This is a genomic window from Georgenia soli, from assembly GCF_002563695.1.
GTDB lineage: Bacteria > Actinomycetota > Actinomycetes > Actinomycetales > Actinomycetaceae > Georgenia > Georgenia soli.
In genome coordinates, this window is the sequence record NZ_PDJI01000004.1 from 1,338,188 (window position 1) to 1,357,519 (window position 19,332).

At 63.4% G+C, this 19,332-nt stretch carries 17 protein-coding genes; 13 read left to right on the top strand and 4 right to left on the bottom strand.

Features of this window, described 5'->3' with window-relative positions; all coding sequences use genetic code 11:
• The first annotated feature begins 302 nt into the window (after nt 1–302).
• Nucleotides 303–1,763 (top strand): tyrosine-protein kinase domain-containing protein, encoded by a 1,461-nt coding sequence (locus ATJ97_RS07345; protein ID WP_170037210.1) that lies wholly within the window; start codon nt 303–305, stop codon nt 1,761–1,763.
• Between the two features lie 51 nt (nt 1,764–1,814).
• Here the strand turns inward: ATJ97_RS07345 and ATJ97_RS07350 are convergent, their stop codons facing one another.
• The 4 genes from ATJ97_RS07350 to ATJ97_RS07365 all read right to left on the bottom strand — a co-directional run bounded on the left by ATJ97_RS07350 (nt 1,815) and on the right by ATJ97_RS07365 (nt 5,436).
• On the bottom strand, nt 1,815–2,309 hold the full coding sequence (locus ATJ97_RS07350) for a CAP domain-containing protein (protein ID WP_098483182.1): 495 nt from the start codon (nt 2,307–2,309) through the stop codon (nt 1,815–1,817).
• Nucleotides 2,310–2,400: 91 nt separating this feature from the next.
• A complete protein-coding gene (locus ATJ97_RS19450; protein WP_143426915.1) occupies nt 2,401–2,928 on the bottom strand; it encodes an LPXTG cell wall anchor domain-containing protein in 528 nt (175 codons plus the stop codon).
• Nucleotides 2,929–2,985: 57 nt separating this feature from the next.
• A complete protein-coding gene (locus tag ATJ97_RS07360; RefSeq protein WP_170037213.1) occupies nt 2,986–4,677 on the bottom strand; it encodes a DUF4012 domain-containing protein in 1,692 nt (563 codons plus the stop codon).
• Nucleotides 4,678–4,848: 171 nt separating this feature from the next.
• Nucleotides 4,849–5,436: a dTDP-4-dehydrorhamnose 3,5-epimerase family protein gene (locus ATJ97_RS07365; protein ID WP_098483184.1), complete on the bottom strand. Its 588-nt coding sequence runs from the start codon at nt 5,434–5,436 to the stop codon at nt 4,849–4,851.
• Between the two features lie 205 nt (nt 5,437–5,641).
• Here ATJ97_RS07365 and ATJ97_RS07370 point away from each other — a divergent pair, with 205 nt between their 5' ends.
• The 12 genes from ATJ97_RS07370 to ATJ97_RS20745 all read left to right on the top strand — a co-directional run bounded on the left by ATJ97_RS07370 (nt 5,642) and on the right by ATJ97_RS20745 (nt 19,226).
• Complete coding sequence (locus ATJ97_RS07370) at nt 5,642–7,396, top strand: polysaccharide biosynthesis protein (protein ID WP_170037216.1); 1,755 nt, start codon at nt 5,642–5,644, stop codon at nt 7,394–7,396.
• Nucleotides 7,383–8,570, top strand: a complete 1,188-nt coding sequence (locus ATJ97_RS07375; protein WP_098483186.1) for a DegT/DnrJ/EryC1/StrS family aminotransferase — start codon at nt 7,383–7,385, stop codon at nt 8,568–8,570. Before ATJ97_RS07370 ends, ATJ97_RS07375 begins: the two co-directional genes overlap by 14 nt.
• Before the next feature lie 77 nt (nt 8,571–8,647).
• Nucleotides 8,648–9,175 carry a sugar transferase gene (locus ATJ97_RS07380; protein ID WP_245862824.1) on the top strand — a complete coding sequence of 176 codons (528 nt, stop codon included), beginning with the start codon at nt 8,648–8,650 and terminating at the stop codon, nt 9,173–9,175.
• Between the two features lie 5 nt (nt 9,176–9,180).
• Nucleotides 9,181–10,425 carry a glycosyltransferase family 4 protein gene (locus ATJ97_RS07385; protein WP_098483188.1) on the top strand — a complete coding sequence of 415 codons (1,245 nt, stop codon included), beginning with the start codon at nt 9,181–9,183 and terminating at the stop codon, nt 10,423–10,425.
• Nucleotides 10,422–11,456 (top strand): polysaccharide biosynthesis protein, encoded by a 1,035-nt coding sequence (locus ATJ97_RS07390; RefSeq protein WP_098483189.1) that lies wholly within the window; start codon nt 10,422–10,424, stop codon nt 11,454–11,456. The genes ATJ97_RS07385 and ATJ97_RS07390 overlap by 4 nt, the downstream gene beginning before the upstream one ends.
• The gene (locus ATJ97_RS07395) at nt 11,453–12,571 is read left to right on the top strand and encodes a polysaccharide biosynthesis C-terminal domain-containing protein (protein WP_098483190.1); all 1,119 of its coding nucleotides are present in this window, start codon (nt 11,453–11,455) and stop codon (nt 12,569–12,571) included. Before ATJ97_RS07390 ends, ATJ97_RS07395 begins: the two co-directional genes overlap by 4 nt.
• Nucleotides 12,568–13,188 carry a GNAT family N-acetyltransferase gene (locus ATJ97_RS07400; protein WP_098483191.1) on the top strand — a complete coding sequence of 207 codons (621 nt, stop codon included), beginning with the start codon at nt 12,568–12,570 and terminating at the stop codon, nt 13,186–13,188. Before ATJ97_RS07395 ends, ATJ97_RS07400 begins: the two co-directional genes overlap by 4 nt.
• Nucleotides 13,185–14,357: a non-hydrolyzing UDP-N-acetylglucosamine 2-epimerase gene (gene wecB / locus ATJ97_RS07405; protein ID WP_098483192.1), complete on the top strand. Its 1,173-nt coding sequence runs from the start codon at nt 13,185–13,187 to the stop codon at nt 14,355–14,357. Before ATJ97_RS07400 ends, wecB begins: the two co-directional genes overlap by 4 nt.
• A gap of 1 nt (nt 14,358) precedes the next feature.
• On the top strand, nt 14,359–15,654 hold the full coding sequence (locus tag ATJ97_RS07410; RefSeq protein ID WP_098483193.1) for a nucleotide sugar dehydrogenase: 1,296 nt from the start codon (nt 14,359–14,361) through the stop codon (nt 15,652–15,654).
• A gap of 124 nt (nt 15,655–15,778) precedes the next feature.
• A complete protein-coding gene (locus ATJ97_RS07415) occupies nt 15,779–16,894 on the top strand; it encodes a DegT/DnrJ/EryC1/StrS family aminotransferase (protein WP_098483194.1) in 1,116 nt (371 codons plus the stop codon).
• A 1-nt stretch (nt 16,895) separates the two neighbouring features.
• On the top strand, nt 16,896–17,918 hold the full coding sequence (locus ATJ97_RS07420) for a Gfo/Idh/MocA family protein (protein ID WP_098483195.1): 1,023 nt from the start codon (nt 16,896–16,898) through the stop codon (nt 17,916–17,918).
• Between the two features lie 33 nt (nt 17,919–17,951).
• Nucleotides 17,952–19,226 (top strand): lipopolysaccharide biosynthesis protein, encoded by a 1,275-nt coding sequence (locus tag ATJ97_RS20745; protein WP_098483196.1) that lies wholly within the window; start codon nt 17,952–17,954, stop codon nt 19,224–19,226.
• Nucleotides 19,227–19,332 lie beyond the last annotated feature (106 nt).

Genomic DNA, 19,332 nt, shown 5'->3' on the forward strand with positions numbered 1-19,332 from the left:
CTCACATGAAGAGCGCGGCAACCAGCACCACGGTGGCGACGATCATCACACCAAGGGCGACGTACTCCACCCGTCGCCAGTAGCGCTGGCGTTCGCTGTACGACATCTTCTTGCGGGCCATGTCGGCATCCTCCCAGACGGCAGAGCGTCACTGCCACGAGAACCTACCTGCTGACGAGGTAGACCTCAGGTTTTCGGGGATCCCTGTCACGAATTGCGCAAGGTGCCCATGCTCCCGCCTCTGGCTTCGGACTCCGATTATGGGAGACTGGCGCAGGCTATTGACCAAACGGGGGACGTCCGTGGAACTGAACGAGTACATCAGCATCCTGCGCAAGCGATGGATCAGCGTGGCGATCATCGCTCTGGCCACGCTCGCCGCAACCGCGGCGGTCACCCTGCTGATGACGCCCAAGTACAGCGCGTCCAACCGCATGTTCTTCGCTGTGGAGGCGGGAGACTCCGTCTCCGACCTGGCACAGGGGTCTACCTTCACCGAGCGCCAGATGACCTCCTACGCGGAAGTCGCCACCTCGCCGCTCGTCCTCGAACCGGTCATCGAGGACCTCGGCCTGAGCGTCACAACCGCCGGCCTCGCCGATGCCCTGACCGTCACGGTCCCCCCGGAGACTGTCATCCTCGAGATCACGGCGACCGACCAGAACCCAGAACTGGCCGCCGAGATCGCGAACGCCGTCGCCGAGGAGCTGACGGTAGCCGTCGGAGACCTCTCCCCGGCACGTCAGGACGGCACCGAGGCCGTCCGCGCGACGGTCACGAGCCCCGCAGTTGCCCCTACCGAGCCCTCCTCACCCAACGTCACCCGCAACCTCGCGCTCGGGCTGGTGCTCGGCCTCATGCTCGGCGTCGGCGTCGCTCTCCTGCGGGAGATGCTCGACACCAAGGTGCGCAACGAGCGGGACATCAACACGGTCACGGAGACATCAGTGATCGGCACCGTCGGATTCGATCCCGCGGGCGTCGAGCAGCCCGTCTTCATGTACGACGACCCCACCGGGCAGCGCGCCGAGGCTGTCCGCCGACTGCGCACCAACCTGCAGTTCGTCGACCTTGCCGACCGTCCCGGCTCGATCGTGGTCACCTCCTCCGTGCCGGGCGAGGGAAAGTCGACGACGGCGATCAACCTCGCCGTCGCGCTCGCTGACTCGGGTGCTCGCGTGGTCCTCGTCGACGCGGACCTGCGCCGGCCCTCCATCGCTGACTACATGGGTCTCGAGGGTCGCGTCGGACTGACCACCGTGCTCATCGGCCGCGCCGAGATCGGGGACGTCGTCCATCCCTGGCGCGACACCTCGCTCGACATCCTCCCGTCGGGGCAGATCCCGCCGAACCCGAGCGAACTGCTGGGCTCCCGAGCGATGGCGACGCTGCTCGGAACACTCACGCAGTCCTACGACATGGTCCTCATCGACAGCCCGCCGTTGCTGCCGGTGACCGACGCCGCGGTGCTGACCAAGCTCGCGGGCGGCGCCCTGGTGGTGGCCGGTGCGGATCGCATCCACAAGGCCCAGCTGGCCGAGTCCCTGGACAACCTGGAGAACGTCGACGCCCGCGTGCTGGGCATCGTGCTCAACAAGGTCGAGCAGAAGGGCCGCGACGGGTACGAGTACACCTACGAGTCGTACTCCGCCGTCGACAGTTCCGGTCAGCCGGTCCCGCGCCCCGACCGTCGCCTCGCGCCGGGCTCCCGTACCGCGACGTGGCCGGGGAAGCCGCTCGCGGCCCACAGCCGTCGTTCCTAGCTTCGCAACGCGACCGTCCTCGGGGGTGGCAGCGGCTTCTTCGATCTGCTGCTACGGCAGAAAAATCTGCGAGCACAGCAGTTCCGCGTCGTGCTCCACGCACGCGATGCCGAGGCGAGTCCACCGGCCGTCGACGATGTTGTTGCGGTGCCCGGGCGACCCCATCCAGGCGTCGACCACCTCGTGCGGCGGCGCGGCACTGTCGACGAGGTTCTCCGCGGCTCGGTTCGTCCCGCAGGCCTCGAGTACCGGCTTCAACGGGGCGTGCTCCAACTCCTGCCCCACGAGGGCTCCTGCCCGGTCCAACGCCGCCTGCTCGCCACATGCTGACGGTGTGAGAGGCTCTAGCCCTTCGGCGACTCTAGCTTCGTTGGTGGAGTGAAAGAGCTCGTCGGCGTAGCGAGATGCCTCGGGCAGCGCTCCGGCCGCCGTCTGAGAGTCGGGGCTTGTCTCCGGCGACACCGCGTTCTCGGGGCCAGTCCCGCACGCGCTGACCGCAACGAGCAGCGCACCGAGTGCGGCCGATGTCCGATAGCCGATCCTCACCGGGGTCCTCCCGTTCTCGCGATGACGAGGCCCCTGCGAGAGTCTCTCGCAGGGGCCTCGTCGAGGCGGCGGGGTCGCGCCGCAGGGTGTCTCAGGCCTGCTGACGGCGGGCGAACACGAGCACGCCGGCGCCGGCGGCCAGGAGCGCGGCGGCTCCGATGACCAGCGGGGTGCTGGAGCTACCGGTGTCGGGCAGCTGGCCGCCCCCGGCAGCGGCGTCGTCGTCACCGGCAGCGTCGTCGTCGGCAGGGTCGCCCACGACGATCTCGTGCTCGAGAACAACCTCGCCGGCCGCGTTCGTGCCGGTGACCTCGTAGACGGCCTCCTCGTGCAGGGTCACGTCGAAGACCGCGACGCCGTTGCCGTCCGTGTCGTTCTCGTCGTACGCCTCACCGGCGATCTCGATGGCGGAGTTCGGAACGCGCGCCGACGCGATGCGGAGGCCGAAGTAGGCGTTCTCGTTCGGTCCCTCGAGCGTGACCTGGAAGGGCACGCCCTGGGCGACGGAGCCGGGAACGCTCGCCTCATAGTCGTCGTCGCCGGTGTAGGCCATGGCAGCCGTCGGCGCCAGGACGAGAGCCGCGGCCGCGGCGGCGGTGCTGAGCACGCGTCGGTTCATGGTGAGATCCCCCAGGTAAGTCAGTGCAAGTACTGCTGTCGTCCGAAACGTTATCAATCAACCCGGATATGCGGAAGCCGACGCCGAAAACTGTCCGACCGACGGCCCGGGCGTGATGCGAGCGATCGGCGGTCCTGTCTGGTTCGGGCCCGTCTCGATCTCGAACTCGAGCGTCGTCATCTGTCCCGGCTCGAGCATCAGCCGGTGCGTACCGACCATCAGTCCGTCATGGACGCGGGTGAGGTAGCTGGCATCTGAATCGTCCGAGGTGGCGCTGACGATCCGCCCTCCGGTCGGTGCGTAGACGTGAAGGTCGGTACGGATGTTCCCGACCGGCACGACCTTCCCGCCGCCCGTTAGCAACGAGGGTAGCGACGCGATGCCATCAGGCACCCGCGAAGTCACGGTGACGGTAACGGCAAGACTTTGGGATCCGTCCGGACGCAAGTCAGTGGAAGTCACCTGAGCGTCGACATGCTCGTAGTACGCGATCTTGGCGCCGCTCCGGTCGTGAACGTAGATGCCCACCAGCGGAGAGTCACCCACTGAGCCGCGGAGTTCGCCGCTCAGGGTGGTGCCCGCGATCAGCGCCTGTTCCTCTGGGACAGCTGACCAAAGCATCAGACGGCCCTGGCCCGCAGCCGTGTCGAGAGCTCCCATAAGAGCCGGCGGGTCGACGGGGCCGGACAGGAACGCCTTGAAGATCTGCTCGGCGGCCGCGGCGAAGAATGCGTCCTGGTCCTGCGGGTCGGCAACGTCGATGTACACCTGGTTCAGCAGCAACTGAGCCGCATTGTCCGAGGTGAGTTCGTGCCCGGTCGGCAGCGTCACCGGCCCGGTGGCGCCCAGGAGGATTCCCAGCGCCACTGGGTCAACTGAGAGCACGCCGTCGACCTCAGTGCCGGTCTCGAGTCGCCAGACCTCACGGGCGAGCTCGGCGGTGCGAGGGAAGTCCGGCGTGGAGGTAACGTTTCCGGGGTATCGGCCCAGTTGTGTGCCGTACAACCCTCGCTCGGCCCGGGACAGGTCCGAGACCGGCTCAGTGAACCCGCCCATGGAGGAGGCCGACCTTTGTTCGGCGAGATCTATCGTCCCGTCTTCCACGGTGAGAAGCACGTAACTGCCCGGCAGACCTCCGGTCGCACGCGGTTCGGAGTTGTTCTGGACGAGGAGGACGTACTCCCGGCGGCCGTCGGCCCCCATCATGGCCGGGATGAGTTTCACGGCCCTGGCGGCGGTCGCTGTCATCTCGGCGACCTGGTCCACCTGTTCGGTGAGCCGATCGACTGGCCCGCGGATCTGCTCGAGCAGGTCGGCCGTCTCGACGTCTTTCAGCGTGATCTGAGCCGAACGCACGGCTTCGTCCGCTGAAATCACCTTGGGGGCAGCTTGCTGGAACGGCTCGAGATCGATCCGTCCGTCCACCGGCGATAGTCGGCCGGGATCGAGCACGTCGACAGCGTCAACGAGCTGCCCGACAGCGTCCGTGGCCAGATCGTCCACGACCACGCTGACCACCTGAAGTGTGCGGACGTCGTCACCGACAACCGGGAGGAGCCCAGCGAGATCCCAATGTGGACCATGGAGGGCCTCACGCGCAGCGTCCGCGCTCTCACGCATCCCTGCAGCAGTAGAGACCGCGGCCTCGCGTTCGCCACCCGCCACTTGGTCCTGGAGGGTCTGGACGTCGTTGGCCGCGGCACTCAGCTCAACGTAGGCGGTACGGGCGTCCCAGGTGGCGACAAGCACGAGAAGTACCGCAGCGAGTCCCATTCCTCCCAGTGCTCCGGCTAAAGCGGCCCCCCAGGGTCCGCCGTTCCGATTGAGCAGGGACCGCCTCGAACGGCGGGACCTGGAGTGGGCAGGACCTCGGACCATGCACCGATCGTAAGCGGACGGCGCTGTATCCCTAATCGAGCGTCAAGAAGAGGTGTCGTACAGCGGCAGCCGTCCTGCTTGAGCCAGCTCGGCCAGCGTCGGAGCTTCCGCGTCCCGTTCAGAGCGGATCGGCTCAGCTAAAGGCTCTGCGATGCCCAGCGTATTCAAGTCTATTCCGAGCGCCGGATCGAGCGCGTCGACGGCAACCTCAGTCACGGAAGCGGACGGCAGCGAGGAGGCGAATAGGATGGTGGAGTTGTCCGCGAGCGAGAGGACAGCGTGCGCCACACCGTGGGGCACATAAACACTTCGCCGGACTCGGTCGTCCAGCAGCACCGAGTCCCACTGGCCGTACGTGGGCGACCCCACCCTCACGTCAAGTACGAGGTCAAGCACTCGCCCAGCGGTGCAGGTGACGTACTTGCTCTGGCTCCGCGAGCCGACGGAGTAGTGGAAACCGCGAAGAACGCCAGTGTGCGTTACCAGCCCGTGGAGTTGAACGGGTCTGAAATCGCGTGTGGGGAACCCCTCAGTGAATTGGGCGAGCTCGAAAAAACCACCTCGCGCATCCTCGCGAATGGCTGGCACACCCTCCCAGCAGCCTGTGATCCGCAACTCTCTGAACTCCACGGGTCCCCCGTTCTGGGTAGTCCATTTCGACGACTGGTGATCTCCGTGACACCGGGCCGCCCAGATGTGTTACCTGTTGTTTTCGATACCATGTTGTCCTGAACGGAGGCCGCTCGCAGCGCGCGGTGCCGCCACAGTCAGACCGGGGGAAGACCTAGTGCCCATGCAAGCCGTGCCTATGCATACCGTGACACGGCGACTGGTCATGATCCTGTGGGACTGCGGAAGCTGGCTAGCAGCGACCGCCATGATCGTGGGCACCCGTTACGAGTTCTACCTGACCGACCCTCAGTGGACGTCGATCTACCTGTACGGCGCGGCTGCCTGCGCCCTTCAGGTAGTCAGCGGAACGGCGCTCAAACTGTACAGGGGTCGCTACCGAGTAGGCGCGTTCGACGAAGCCATCGGTCTCGCCGCATCCACGTTGTGGGTGGCGATCCTCCTCGGTCTGGGGATGCTCGTCGTGCGCGGATTCGACGCCTTCCCGCGCGGCCTGGCCCTGCTGGTGCCACCCATGGCACTGCTCTTCATGGCCGCCGGACGATGGCTGTACCGAGCGTGGAACGTCCGTGCCCGGCACAGCTCACCCGACGCCGAGAACGCTCTGATCTACGGCGCCGGCGACGCCGGCTACCAACTTCTGCGACTCATCAAGGTCGACTCATCGTCGCCCTACCGTGTCGTCGGCCTCATCGACGACGACAAGCGAAAGCGGAACCTCACCCTCCTCGGTGTGCCCGTGCTCGGCGGCCGCAAGAAGCTGGTCAAGATCGCGCACGACAACGACGTCACGACCGTCATCCTCGCCATCTCCTCCGCAAGCACCGAAATGGTGCGCGACATCGCCGACCTCGTCGAGCAGGGCGGCATGCGCTTCCTACTGCTGCCGCCGGTGGCCCAGATCCTCGGTGGCCGGGTCAAACTCAGCGACGTTCGAGAGATCGACATCGCTGACATTCTGGGTCGTCGGCAGGTCGAGACCGACATAGAGTCGATCGCCGATTACCTGACGGGCAAACGTGTGCTGGTAACTGGTGCCGGTGGTTCGATCGGCTCCGAGCTGGCACGCCAGGTGCACAAGTTCGGACCGTCGGAACTCATCCTCCTCGACCGCGACGAGTCCGCCTTGCACGGGGTCCAGCTGTCGATCTACGGCAAGGGTCTGCTCGACACACCTGACATGGTTCTCGCGGACATACGGGACAGGGAGGCGCTGCGGCCCATCTTCGAACGCCATCGGCCGGAGGTTGTCTTCCATGCCGCGGCGCTGAAGCACCTCCCCATGCTCGAGCAGTACCCGGAGGAAGGCTGGAAGACGAATGTCCTCGGCACGCTCAACGTCCTCGAGCTCGCAGCCGAATACGGCGTCCGGCAGTTCGTCAACATCTCGACGGACAAGGCGGCCAACCCGACCAGCGTGCTGGGCAAAACGAAGCGCATTGCCGAGCAATTGACCGCCTGGCACGGCAGGCGCTGCGAGGGCACGTATCTGTCCGTGCGGTTTGGGAACGTCCTCGGCTCCCGCGGGTCGATGCTGCACACCTTCCGCCAGCAGATCAACATGGGCGGGCCTATTACGGTTACCCATCCAGAAATCACTCGCTACTTCATGACCATCCCAGAGGCCTCCGAGCTGGTGATCCAGGCTGCCGCAATCGGCCGGGACGCCGAGGTCCTTGTTCTCGACATGGGCGAGCCAGTCAAGATCTTGGATGTTGCCAAGCGACTCATTACGCACTCCGGCAAGGACATCGAGATCGTTTTCACGGGCCTCCGGCCGAACGAGAAGATGCATGAGGAACTGTTCAGTGTGGATGAGGACGGCACTCGGCCATTCCACCCGCTCATCTCGCACGTGACGGTATCGCCAGTAGCTCCCGACCAGATTTACCACCTGGCACCGCACGCGGCTGCAGATAGTTCAACTCCACCTGAGAGGGCATTTGATGGCTTCCGGTAGAAACACCATCACACAAGGCACTGAGTCAACCTATCTGCCATTCGCACTACCCGACATAGGCGAGGAAGAGATCGACGCAGTTGTCGATGCGATGAGGAGCGGCTGGCTCACAACCGGACCACGCGCAGCCGCGTTCGAGAGAGAGTTCTCTGAGTTTCTCGGCGGCGGCGTACACGCCATCGCTGTCAATTCCGCTACCGCCGGCCTGCACCTCGCGCTCGAGGCTGCGGGCATCGGACCCGGCGACGAGGTCCTAGTCCCGACATGGACATTCACGTCAACCGCAGAAGTGGTGCGGTACTTAGGCGCAGAACCCGTCTTCATTGACATCGAGCCGGAAACTCACAATATAGACTTGGATAGCGCAGCCGCGGCGGTGACGCCACGAACGAAGGCGATCATGCCAGTCCATTTCGCTGGCCTAGCTGTCGACAGCAAACAAATCGCCACGCTCGCCCAACAGCATGAAATCAAGGTCGTAGAGGACGCTGCCCATGCATTACCCGCGACTTCGGCCTCCAAATTAGTCGGGACCCACGGAAGCGAGTTTACTGTTTTCAGCTTTTACGCCACTAAAACCATGACGACCGGCGAAGGCGGCATGGTTGTGACGCCAGACGAGTCCGCTGCGACACGAATGCGCACGATGCGGCTCCATGGAATAGACCGGGACGTGTTCAATCGCTACCGCTCGGACGTCCCTTCTTGGCGCTACGACGTGGTCGCACCCGGCTTCAAGTACAACCTGACCGACCCGGCCGCGGCGATGGGGCGCGTGCAACTGCGTAGATCCGAAAAGATGCAAAGGCGCCGTGAGGCGATCGCCGGCCAATATAATGATGCGTTCCGTGGCTTGCCGCTTCGGCTGCCGGCCGGTCCACCTACGGGCGATACGCATGCTTGGCACTTGTACGTCATCAGTATCACCGACGAAGCGGGCGTGAGCCGCGACGACTTCATCGACCGAATGGGACGTGAAGGCGTTGGCTGTAGCGTCCATTTCATCCCGCTGCATATGCAACCGTACTGGCGAGAGCGGTACAACTTCGCACGCGAAGACTTCCCAGCGGCTACCGCAGAGTTTGAACGCGTAGTTAGCCTCCCAATCTTTTCGAGCATGACGCAAGCCCAGGTCGACAAAGTCATCGCGGCCGTGCATGGAGTCCTGCGTTGACTCTAACTGCACCCGACCTCAAGCGCGGTTGTGACATTCTCATTTCTTGCGCAGCGCTGGTCGCACTATGGCCACTCTTGATAGCGATCGCCATCGCAATTAAACTCGACACACGAGGCCCAGCGCTATTCCGACAAATACGCATTGGGCGCACGGGCCAACCCTTCAGAATCCATAAGTTCAGGACCATGATTGCAGGGGCGCCTGGCTCACTCGTCAGCACGTCAGATGACCAGCGCATCACACGGATTGGACGCATCCTTCGCGCTACAAAGCTCGACGAACTGCCGCAGTTTATCGACGTTGTTGCTGGCCATATGAGTATCGTCGGACCCCGACCTGAGGTACCGGCGTATGTAGACTGCTGGCCGCCTCAACACCGCGAGATTATTCTTTCCATTCGCCCCGGCATCACCGATCCCGCCAGCATCCAGCTGCGGCATGAATCCGACCTGCTAGCCAACGCTCCCGAGCCAGACCGCTATTATCGCGAGGTTTTGCTTCCCCTGAAGACTTCCCTGTACGTGCAGTATGTCGAGACTCGGTCTCTTCGCGGAGACCTGGCGATCATGTTCAAAACTGCCGCGGCAGTACTAAGGCGGTAGCAACAATGCGGTTTGGCATTTTATCTCAGTGGTTTGACCCAGAACCGGGTCCAGCCGCTTTACCTGGCGTCCTTGCCCGCTCCCTAGTGGAACGAGGTCACGACGTTCAGGTACTGACCGGCTTCCCAAACTACCCCACCGGGATAATCCCGGACACTTATCGGGGACGCAGGAGGAGCGACGAGGTTCAGGAAGGCGTCTCTATCCGACGCGTCGCGCTCTACGCAAGCCACGACTCCTCCTCTCTCCGGCGATTCAGCAACTACGCATCCTTCGGCTTATCGGCAACGATCAACGGTCTGCGGCCTCTAGCCGGATTGGACGCAATTTGGGTGAACTACTCGCCAATTACGGTCGCTTTGCCTATGTGGGCGGCAAGGTTCCTGCTCCGGGTGCCCCACGTCGTCCATGTTCTCGACCTATGGCCTGACACGCTACTCGCATCAGGCTTCGCGAGACACGGCCCACTGTACGCGCCGCCAATGCGCGCACTCCAATACTGGACAAACGCGATGTACCGCACTGCCAGTTCAGTCGCATACATTTCGCCGTCGGTCGGCGGGATCCTGCACGACCGCGGCGTATCGCGAGACAAATTGCACTACGTGCCAATGTGGGCGGACGAAAACATCTTTCGGCCGACCTATCAGGACTTGCGTCGTGAGTTGGGCATCCCTGACTCGTCCGTAGTGCTCCTATACGCAGGGACGCTCGGCGAAGCGCAGGGCCTCGCCAGTCTGATAGACGCCTGCTCTCTCGTTACCGACCTGTCCTTCACTTGCATTATCGCTGGTTCAGGTGTGAGCGAATCATCTCTGCGTACCCGAGCCGCAGAGATGGGCGCTTCAAACGTTCGTTTTCTTGGTCGCCTCCCGAGCGAGGCGATGCCCAAACTTATGGCCACTAGCGACATGAGTTATGTGAGTCTGCGTGAGCACCCTCTTTCGCGTGCAACCATGCCGAGTAAGACGCAGGCCGCGCTTGCGTCCGCGAAAGCCATGCTGGTAGCAGCAACCGGAGACGTCGCCCATGTCGCACAACAAAGCCAAGGCGGCATTGTCACTGAGCCAGAGAATCCCACTGCTATTGCCGCGTCAATCCGACACGCTCACAGCCTCGGCCGCGATGAACTCCGGCGCATGGGGCAACGTGCCCGCGATTACTACGAGACAGAATTCTCGGTGGCTGCTGGCACGAAACGTATCGAGTCATTGCTAACCATGGCAGCTAAACGAAAGGTATCCTCATGACGGACCTGAGCAGCATCCGCGGAGCGACCGTGACTGTGACCGGGGGCACAGGGTCGTTCGGATCGACGATGGTCCGGCACCTGCTACGACGCGACGCGGGCGAGGTACGAGTCTTCTCGCGGGACGAAGCGAAACAAGATGAGATGCGCTCGCGGTTTAGCGACGCCCGGCTCCGCTTCTACCTGGGAGACGTCAGAGACTACGACAGTGTCGCGGCGGCAATGGTGGGTGCCGACTTCGCGTTTCACGCAGCCGCGTTGAAGCAAGTACCGTCTTGCGAGTTCTTCCCTATGCAAGCCGTGAAAACCAACGTGACAGGGAGCCATAACGTCCTCCAGGCGGCCTCGTCAGCCGGCGTAGAATCCGTAGTTCTTCTCAGTACGGATAAAGCCGTCTACCCCGTCAACGCCATGGGAATGTCAAAGGCTCTGATGGAGAAGACTGCCCAGGCCTTCGCACGCAACAATCCAAAGTCAAGAACTCGCGTTTCGCTCACCCGTTACGGAAACGTTATGTATTCTCGCGGATCTGTCATACCACGCTTCGTCGATCAACTACAGAGTTCATCGCCGCTCACGATCACCGAACCGACGATGACGCGGTTTTTAATGTCCCTCGAGCAGTCGGTCGACTTGGTCGAGTACGCCTTCCTGCACGCCGAACCCGGAGACCTCTTCGTCCGAAAAGCCCCCGCCGCGACGATCGAGGTGCTAGCAAAGGCAGTGGCAAGGGTTATGGGGATCACCGAACCGCAAATCGAGCGGATTGGCACGCGGCACGGCGAGAAACTCCACGAAACCCTGCTCTCCCGCGAGGAAATGCTCAAAGCGGATGACCATGGGGATTACTTTCGAGTGCCGTTGGATGCAAGATCCATGCAGTACGGCCTATTTTTCGAGGAAGGCGAGGTCGCGATGACCGCTGTCGACGACTACACGTCGGAAAACACAACACGTCTTGACGTTGACGGCACCATCGGACTTCTGCAAACACTACCTGAATTTGATGCTCTTCTGGCGGTGACTCGATGAAGGTCGTCGTCACGGGAGCCGCCGGGTTCCTTGGCTTCCACACACGGGCCCGCCTACGTGCGCTCACCCAGCACGTCGTGATTCCGATTGATCGCTCGAGCTGGTCCCAACTTCCCAGCCTGGTGGATGGCGCAGACGCCGTCATCCATATCGCCGGTGTGAACCGCGGTGAGCCATCGCATGTCGAGAACGGCAACATAGAACTCGGACGACGGGTCGCGCAAGCAATACGTCGCGCCGACACCCCTCCCCGACACATCGTCTATGCGAATTCGATACAGGCCGGCAATGCGTCGCCCTATGGCAACGGGAAGGCTTCGGCAGGCTCGTTGCTTCAATCTGCCTCCCAGGAGGCAGAGGCGCAATTCACTGATGTCAGACTGCCGAATCTCTTCGGTGAGCACGGACGTCCTCAGTACAACTCGTTCGTTGCTACTTTCGCACATGCCGTGATTAACGGGGAACGCCCCCGCATAGAGGACCGCCCGGTTTCGCTCCTGCACGCACAGGAGGCGGCGGCCACATTGATTAACAGTCTTGAGACGCCTCAGTCACTTCTCACACCGACTGCGACCCCCACCAGTGTGCAAGCGGTGTACGCCAAACTGTCCGATTTCAACGATACGTACCAATCGGGCGAGATTCCTGCCCTAGATACCAAGCTCGACCTAGAACTTTTCAACACCTTACGCGCTGCGCGGTTTCCGAGCCACTACCCCATTGCGCTTCCCCCTCGAACAGATGTGCGCGGAACATTGACAGAACTTGTTCGTGCTCAACGGTCGCAAGGCCAAACTTTCGTTTCGACAACGAAATCTGGCTATGTCCGAGGTGAACACTTCCATCTGCGGAAGATCGAGCGTTTCGTTGTTCTGTCGGGATCTGCTCGTATCTCGTTGCGTCGACTTTTCTCCGACGAGGTCGTCTCTTTCGACGTCTCAGGCAATCAACCGGTGGCGATCGACATGCCTACGATGTGGGCGCACAACATCACCAACACCGACTCAAGCGATCTTGTCACGATGTTTTGGACTAACGAGCTCTTCGATCCGAGCGATACAGACACCTTCCCGGAACAGGTCGAGGTCGGATCAAACGCACCAACAGCGTCATGACGCACTTGACGCTTGCGCCCTTGGCGCACGAAGACGCCGGACCGGCGGCCGAACTACATATTTCTGCATTCCCCGACTTCTTCCTCTCGCGGTTGGGCAGCAGATTTCTACGTGAGTTCTACGCCGGCTTCGCCAACGATCCCACGGCGATCACTGTTGTCGCTCACGACCCAGAAGGCAACATTGTGGGAATAGCGGTAGGAACGACGGAACCGCGAGGCTTCTTCAAGCGCCTTCTCATACGCCAGTGGGCTGGCTTCGTCATAGCCTCAATTGGTGCTGCCGTTGCCCACCCGGCTGCTATCCCACGGCTATTGCGGGCAGTTGCGTATCGCGGTGATGTAGGTGACCGAACGGATGGCGCGCTACTCAGTTCCATTTTCGTGAATAGCACCCATCGAGGCACGGGGGCAGGCGGCCAACTGCTCGAGGAGTGGACGACCGCGGCGGCTCGAAAGTCCGCCGACAAGGCTTTCCTTATAACGGACGCCCTGGAGAATGATGCTGTCAATTCTTTCTACGTCCGCCACGGTTGGGTTCTCGACGGGACATACCAAACTAAAGAGGGCCGGGCAATGAATAGGTACGTTAAAGCGATGGGCGGAGGTTCTCAATGAAGGTTCTGACGATAGTCGGCACGAGGCCTGAACTGATCAGGCTTTCCCGTGTTATCGCGCGACTCGATTCCACTGTGGATCATGTGCTTGTGCACACCGGCCAAAATTACGACCCAACTTTGAGGGACGTTTTCTTCGAGGATCTAGCTATCCGGCAACCTGACCACGTGCTCGGTGTCGATACTTCCTCCCTCGGCAGAACGCTGGGAGAGATCCTCATTCGCACCGAAGAAGTGCTCAAGACGGAGCAGCCAGATGCTGTCCTAGTGCTCGGTGACACTAATAGTTCCATCGCTGCTGTTATCGCCAAGCGGATGCATATACCCGTATACCACATGGAAGCCGGAAACCGCAGCTTCGACGAAAACGTGCCAGAAGAGACGAACCGCCGTCTAATCGACCACATTGCGGACTTCAATCTGGTATACACAGAACACGCACGGCGAAACTTGTTGGCCGAGGGTCTCCACAGTCGACGGATCGCGCTTACAGGTTCCCCGATGCGGGAAGTGCTCGATCACTACAGAGGCAAGATTGACACCTCTGATGCGCTCGACAGGTTCGGACTTGAAGAGCGGGGCTACTTCCTCGTGAGTGCGCATCGCGAGGAAAACGTGGACTTAAGGTCCCGACTGGCCCAACTGCTTGAGACCCTAGTTGCGATTCGCAACGAATTTAATATGCCCGTTTTCGTGTCGACCCACCCTAGGACGCGAAAGCGTCTTGGAGCAATCGAAGGCTGGACCACGTCGGAAGGTGTCACTTTCCACGAACCTCTCGGCTTCCACGATTACAATAGGCTTCAACTCGGGGCGGCTTGCGTACTTTCGGATTCGGGCACAATAGCCGAAGAATCGACACTATTGGGTTTCCCGGCGGTTACTCTCCGCGACTCTATTGAACGGCCCGAAGCCCTAGATACTGGTGGCATCATCATGACCGGGCTTGCCGCAGGGGACGTCGTGTCGGCTGTCCGAGAGGCGATGTCTGCACCGCCCGCCCCGAGTATCGGCGCACGACCAACCCTGCCCGAGGACTACGCCGTAAGTAACACGTCCGAACGGGTTGTGCGGTTCATGTTGTCGACGGCTCCGAGACACAGGTTCTGGGCTGGGCTGAGGGATCGGGATACGTCTCCGCGTACACCCAACCCGCAGAACGAGGAGTGACATGCGTATCGCTGTGGTTGCCCTGGGGAAGATCGGTCTTCCGCTCGCCGTGCAGTTCGCCGACGCCGGCCACGAGGTGGTCGGTGTGGACGTGCAGGAGAAGGTTGTCGATCTGGTGAATGCGGCCACGGAGCCGTTCCCGGGGGAGGCGCACCTGCAGGACAAGCTGTCTGAGCTGGTGCCGGCGGGGCGGCTGCGGGCGACCACCGAGTACGCCGACGCGATCCCCGGCGCCGACGCGGTGGTCGTGGTGGTGCCGCTGTTCGTCGACGACGAGACCTGGGCCCCGGACTTTGCGTGGATGGACGCCGCGACCCGGTCGCTGGCCGAGCACCTCACCGCCGGCACGCTGGTCTCCTACGAGACCACCCTGCCGGTGGGGACCACGCGGGGCCGGTGGAAGCCGCTGATCGAGGAGCTCTCCGGGCTGAGGGAGGGGGAGGACTTCCACCTGGTGTTCTCCCCGGAGCGGGTGCTGACCGGCCGGGTGTTCGAGGACCTGCGCCGCTACCCCAAGCTCGTCGGCGGCCTCACTGCCGAGGGCACGGCGCGGGCGGTGGAGTTCTACGAGGCGGTGCTCTCCTTCGACGAGCGCCCGGACCTGGCCCGCCCGAACGGGGTCTGGGACATGGGCACCGCCGAGGCCGCGGAGATGGCCAAGCTCGCCGAGACCACCTACCGCGACGTCAACATCGGCCTGGCCAACCAGTTCGCGCTGTTCGCGGACAAGGCCGGGATCGACGTGTACAAGGTCATCGAGGCGTGCAACTCCCAGCCGTACTCCCACATCCACCGCCCGGGGATCGCGGTGGGCGGGCACTGCATCCCGGTCTACCCGCGCCTGTACCTGTCCACCGATCCGGACGCGTCCATCGTGCGCACCGCGCGGCAGTCCAACGCCGCGATGCCCGAGCACGTGGTCGCCCGGGCCGCGGAGGTTCTCGGTGACCTGTCCGGGCTGCGCGCCGTGGTGCTGGGCGCCTCCTACCGGGGGAAGGTCAAGGAGACCGCGTTCTCCGGGGTCTTCGCCACCGTCGAGGCGCTGCGCGAGCGGGGGGCGCGGGTGGCGGTGCACGACCCGATGTACACCGACGAGGAGCTGGCCGGGTTCGGGTGGGAGCCGTACCACCTCGGCGAGGACGTCGACCTGGCGATCGTCCAGGCCGACCACCCCGAGTACGCCGCCCTGAGCCCGACCGACCTGCCCGGCCTGAAGCTGCTCTTCGACGGCCGCCGCGTCACCGACCCCGCCGCCTGGAACGGCACCCCCCGTCTGGTCATCGGCGGCGGCGCATGACCGCATACGGACGCAGACCGGCCGAGCTGCCGTTGGTGCGCGAGGATGAGGTGTGGCGGTGCCCGGCCACGGGGGCCGTGTATGAGGAGTTCGAGGACACGATCAGAGAGGTACGGGGCGCCTGATGAGCCTGGAGATGATTCCCGCGGCGAGGCCGATCATCGGGGAGGACGAGCGGGTCGCGGTGGACCGGGTGCTCGCCTCGGGGATGGTGGCCCAGGGGCCGGAGGTGAAGGCCTTCGAGGCCGAGTTCGGGCAGCACCTGGTCCAGGGCCGGGAGTGCGTGGCGGTGAACTCGGGGACCTCGGGGCTGCACCTGGGGCTGCTCGCGGCCGGGATCGGCCCGGGCGACGAGGTCATCGTCCCCTCGTTCACGTTCGCCGCGACCGGGAACTCGGTGGCGCTGACGGGGGCGACGCCGGTGTTCGCGGACATCGAGCCGGACTTCTTCTGTCTGGACCCGGCCTCGGTGCGGGCGTCGGTGACGGAGCGGACCAGGGCGGTCATGCCGGTGCACCTGTACGGCCACCCGGCGAACATGCCGGCCCTGCAGGAGATCGCCGACGAGCACGGGCTGCTGGTCTTCGAGGACGCGGCCCAGGCCCACGGCGCCTCCCTGCACGGGCAGAAGGTGGGCTCGTTCGGGACGTTCGGGATGTTCTCGCTGTACCCGACGAAGAACATGACCTCGGGTGAGGGCGGGATGGTCTCCTGCGCCGACGGGGAGATCGCCCGGCGGGTGCGGCTGCTGCGCAACCAGGGCATGGAGCGCCAGTACGCGAATGAGCTGGTGGGGCTGAACAACCGGATGACGGACATCCACGCCGCGATCGGCCGGGTCCAGCTGACCAAGGTTGACGCCTGGACGAGGCAGCGGCAGGACAACGCCGCCTTCCTGAACGCCCACCTCGAGGGGGTCACGACCCCGCCGGTCGCCGAGGGCGCGGTGCACGTCTACCACCAGTACACGATCCGCATCCCCGGCGCGGCCGGGGCGGAGCGGGACCGGGTCGTCACCGCGCTGCGCGAGGAGCACGGCGTGGGGTCCGGGGTCTACTACCCGATCCCGAACCACCGCCTGGAGTCCCTGGCCCCCTACGCCCCGGGGCTGGAGCTGCCCGAGACGGAGCGGGCGGCCGCGGAGGTCATCTCCCTGCCCGTCCACCCCTCCCTCACCCCCGAGCACCTCGAGCGCATCGTCACCGCGGTCAACACCGTCGTGGTGAAGGCAGGAGCCTGACATGACCCAGAGCGAGAGCACGCAGGAGCGCCCGGCGCTGCGGATGGGGCTGATCGGCCTGGGGTCGATGGGCCGCCACCACGCCCGGGTGATCCGCGAGACCCCCGGCATGGACCTCGTCGCGGTCGCCGACCCGGGCGGGGACAAGTTCGGCGTCGCCCGTGACCTGCCCGTCCTGCCCGACGTCCACGCCCTCATCGACGCCGGCCTGGACGCGGCGATGGTCGCGGTGCCGACGATCTACCACGAGGACGTCGCCCTGGCCCTCGCAGAGGCGGGGCTGCACACCATGGTGGAGAAGCCCATCGCCCACACCGCCGAGGCCGGGCAGCGGGTCGCCGACGCCTTCGCGGCCGCCGGCCTGGTCGGCGCCGTCGGCTACGTCGAGCGGTGCAACCCGGCCCTGCTGGAGATGCGCCGCCGGATCGCCGACGGCGAGCTCGGCGAGGTCTACCAGATCGCCACCTCCCGCCAGGGCCCCTTCCCGGGCCGCATCAGCGACGTCGGGGTTGTCAAGGACCTCGCCACCCACGACGTGGACCTGACCGCCTGGCTCGCCCAGTCCCCCTACGAGTCCGTCTCGGCGCAGGTCACCCACCGCTCCGGGCGCGAGCACGAGGACATGGTCGTCGCCGTGGGCCGCCTGGCGAACGGGATCATCGTCAACCACATGGTCAACTGGCTCTCCCCCCGCAAGGAGCGCCAAACCGTCGTCACCGGCGAGAAGGGCGCCCTCGTCGCGGACACCGTGGCCGGGGACCTGACCTTCTACGCCAACGGCACCGTCGCCACCCAGTGGGACGCCGTCGCCACCTTCCGCGGCGTCTCCGAGGGCGACTCGATCCGCTACGCCATCAACAAGCGCGAACCCCTGCGCGTGGAGCAGGAGAACTTCCGCGACACCATCCACGGCACCAACACCCCCACCACCACCGCCGTGTCCATGGCCGAGGGCGTCCACACCCTCACCGTCGTCGAAGCCCTCCTCGACTCCGCCGAAGCCTCCATTTCTACGGCGATCTGAGTTGGAAAGAAATCCGGACCGAGCGGAAGCGCGATGACGCAGCAGGGCAAAACTCGGCGCCGTAGTGTTGCATTGTTGGCAGGCGGGTCAACCGCAGGTCAACTAATTACCTTCGGCCTCACGCCCCTAATATCTAGGCTGTACACACCCGACGACTTCGCAGTCCTGACGGTGATTTCGACCATTGCGTTAACGTTGGGCATAGTATCGGCCTTGCGATTCGACGCCGCGATTCCACTGCCTAAGCGCGATCAGGATGCATACTCTCTTGTGCATCTTGGACTGCTCGCGACCCTCATCATAACAACTACAGGCGTAATCATAGCACTTACGTTCCGGCAACCAATTTCCATCGCCTTTGGCATTGAGGCACTCAGTTCATGGCTTTGGGTAGCGCCCGTAAGCGCGGGAGCGATGGGAACCTATGTCACCTTGAGTCAACTCGCGATCCGGCGGCAGGACTTCAGGCCAATCGGAACCCGTAACGTCATGACGCCATCGCTAACGTCTGCGAGCCAGCTCGCCTTCGGTACTGGCGGCCTTCAACCGGGCGGGCTGCCTTTAGGCTACCTAGTTGGCCAACTTGCAGGCGCTCTTTCCATGGCAAAACGAGCCGACCTGCAGTCTATGCGCTCAGCAAGCATCCGATCGCCTCAATCGCTCAAGAAAGTTGCGCGCCGATACCGACGGTTTCCCCTCGTACTGGCACCCTCGGCTCTGATAAATAGTCTCGGAACACAACTCCCCATAGTCTTGATTGCGCTGTCGTACGCACCGGCCGAAGTAGGCTCGCTTGGCCTCGCTCAACGGGTGCTGTATGCGCCCGTCGTACTAGTCGGCGTAGCACTATCACAGGTATACCTATCTGAACTGTCACGTTCCGTCCGCGAAGGCGGCTCTAACATCGTCAGCCAATTTGTACGCACGAGTGCGGTACTTGCCGTCGCTGGTTTCGTAGTCGCGTTGGTGCTGCTCGTAGCTGGCCCACAACTTTTCTCAACGATATTAGGGCACGATTGGGAGATGTCTGGCCGATTCGCTCAACTACTGGCAGCGGCAATTGCTCTGCAACTAATCGCTTCACCACTCTCGCAGACACTCATTGTCGCCGAACGGACAGCCCTACAGTTTGGATGGGACCTGTCCCGACTACTCCTCACAACTGGTGCCGTTGCGCTTTGCATCATGAGTGACCTAAGCGCGGAGAAAGCCGTACTAGCATTTTCACTTTCCACTGCAGCCGCTTACGTATTATCTTGGTTGATGTCGTACTCGGCAGTGCGCCGCTTGCGCGCGACGCATCCTTGATTCGATTGGACCAGTTTCTAGGTGGCAGCCTAAAAGAAGCCTTCACCGGAGATCGACAGAAAAATCAACTTGCCCGAAGCTTAGAGTCCTACAACGTGAAGGGATT

Bases quoted from the DNA above. Each gene is read 5' to 3' on its own strand.
- ATJ97_RS19450 (WP_143426915.1), bottom strand. From the start codon at position 2,928: ATGAACCGACGCGTGCTCAGCACCGCCGCCGCGGCCGCGGCTCTCGTC.
- ATJ97_RS07370 (WP_170037216.1), top strand. From the start codon at position 5,642: ATGATCCTGTGGGACTGCGGAAGCTGGCTAGCAGCGACCGCCATGATC.
- ATJ97_RS07375 (WP_098483186.1), top strand. From the start codon at position 7,383: ATGGCTTCCGGTAGAAACACCATCACACAAGGCACTGAGTCAACCTAT.
- ATJ97_RS07385 (WP_098483188.1), top strand. From the start codon at position 9,181: ATGCGGTTTGGCATTTTATCTCAGTGGTTTGACCCAGAACCGGGTCCA.
- ATJ97_RS07390 (WP_098483189.1), top strand. From the start codon at position 10,422: ATGACGGACCTGAGCAGCATCCGCGGAGCGACCGTGACTGTGACCGGG.
- ATJ97_RS07395 (WP_098483190.1), top strand. From the start codon at position 11,453: ATGAAGGTCGTCGTCACGGGAGCCGCCGGGTTCCTTGGCTTCCACACA.
- ATJ97_RS07400 (WP_098483191.1), top strand. From the start codon at position 12,568: ATGACGCACTTGACGCTTGCGCCCTTGGCGCACGAAGACGCCGGACCG.
- wecB (WP_098483192.1), top strand. From the start codon at position 13,185: ATGAAGGTTCTGACGATAGTCGGCACGAGGCCTGAACTGATCAGGCTT.
- ATJ97_RS07410 (WP_098483193.1), top strand. From the start codon at position 14,359: ATGCGTATCGCTGTGGTTGCCCTGGGGAAGATCGGTCTTCCGCTCGCC.
- ATJ97_RS07415 (WP_098483194.1), top strand. From the start codon at position 15,779: ATGAGCCTGGAGATGATTCCCGCGGCGAGGCCGATCATCGGGGAGGAC.
- ATJ97_RS07420 (WP_098483195.1), top strand. From the start codon at position 16,896: ATGACCCAGAGCGAGAGCACGCAGGAGCGCCCGGCGCTGCGGATGGGG.
- ATJ97_RS20745 (WP_098483196.1), top strand. From the start codon at position 17,952: ATGACGCAGCAGGGCAAAACTCGGCGCCGTAGTGTTGCATTGTTGGCA.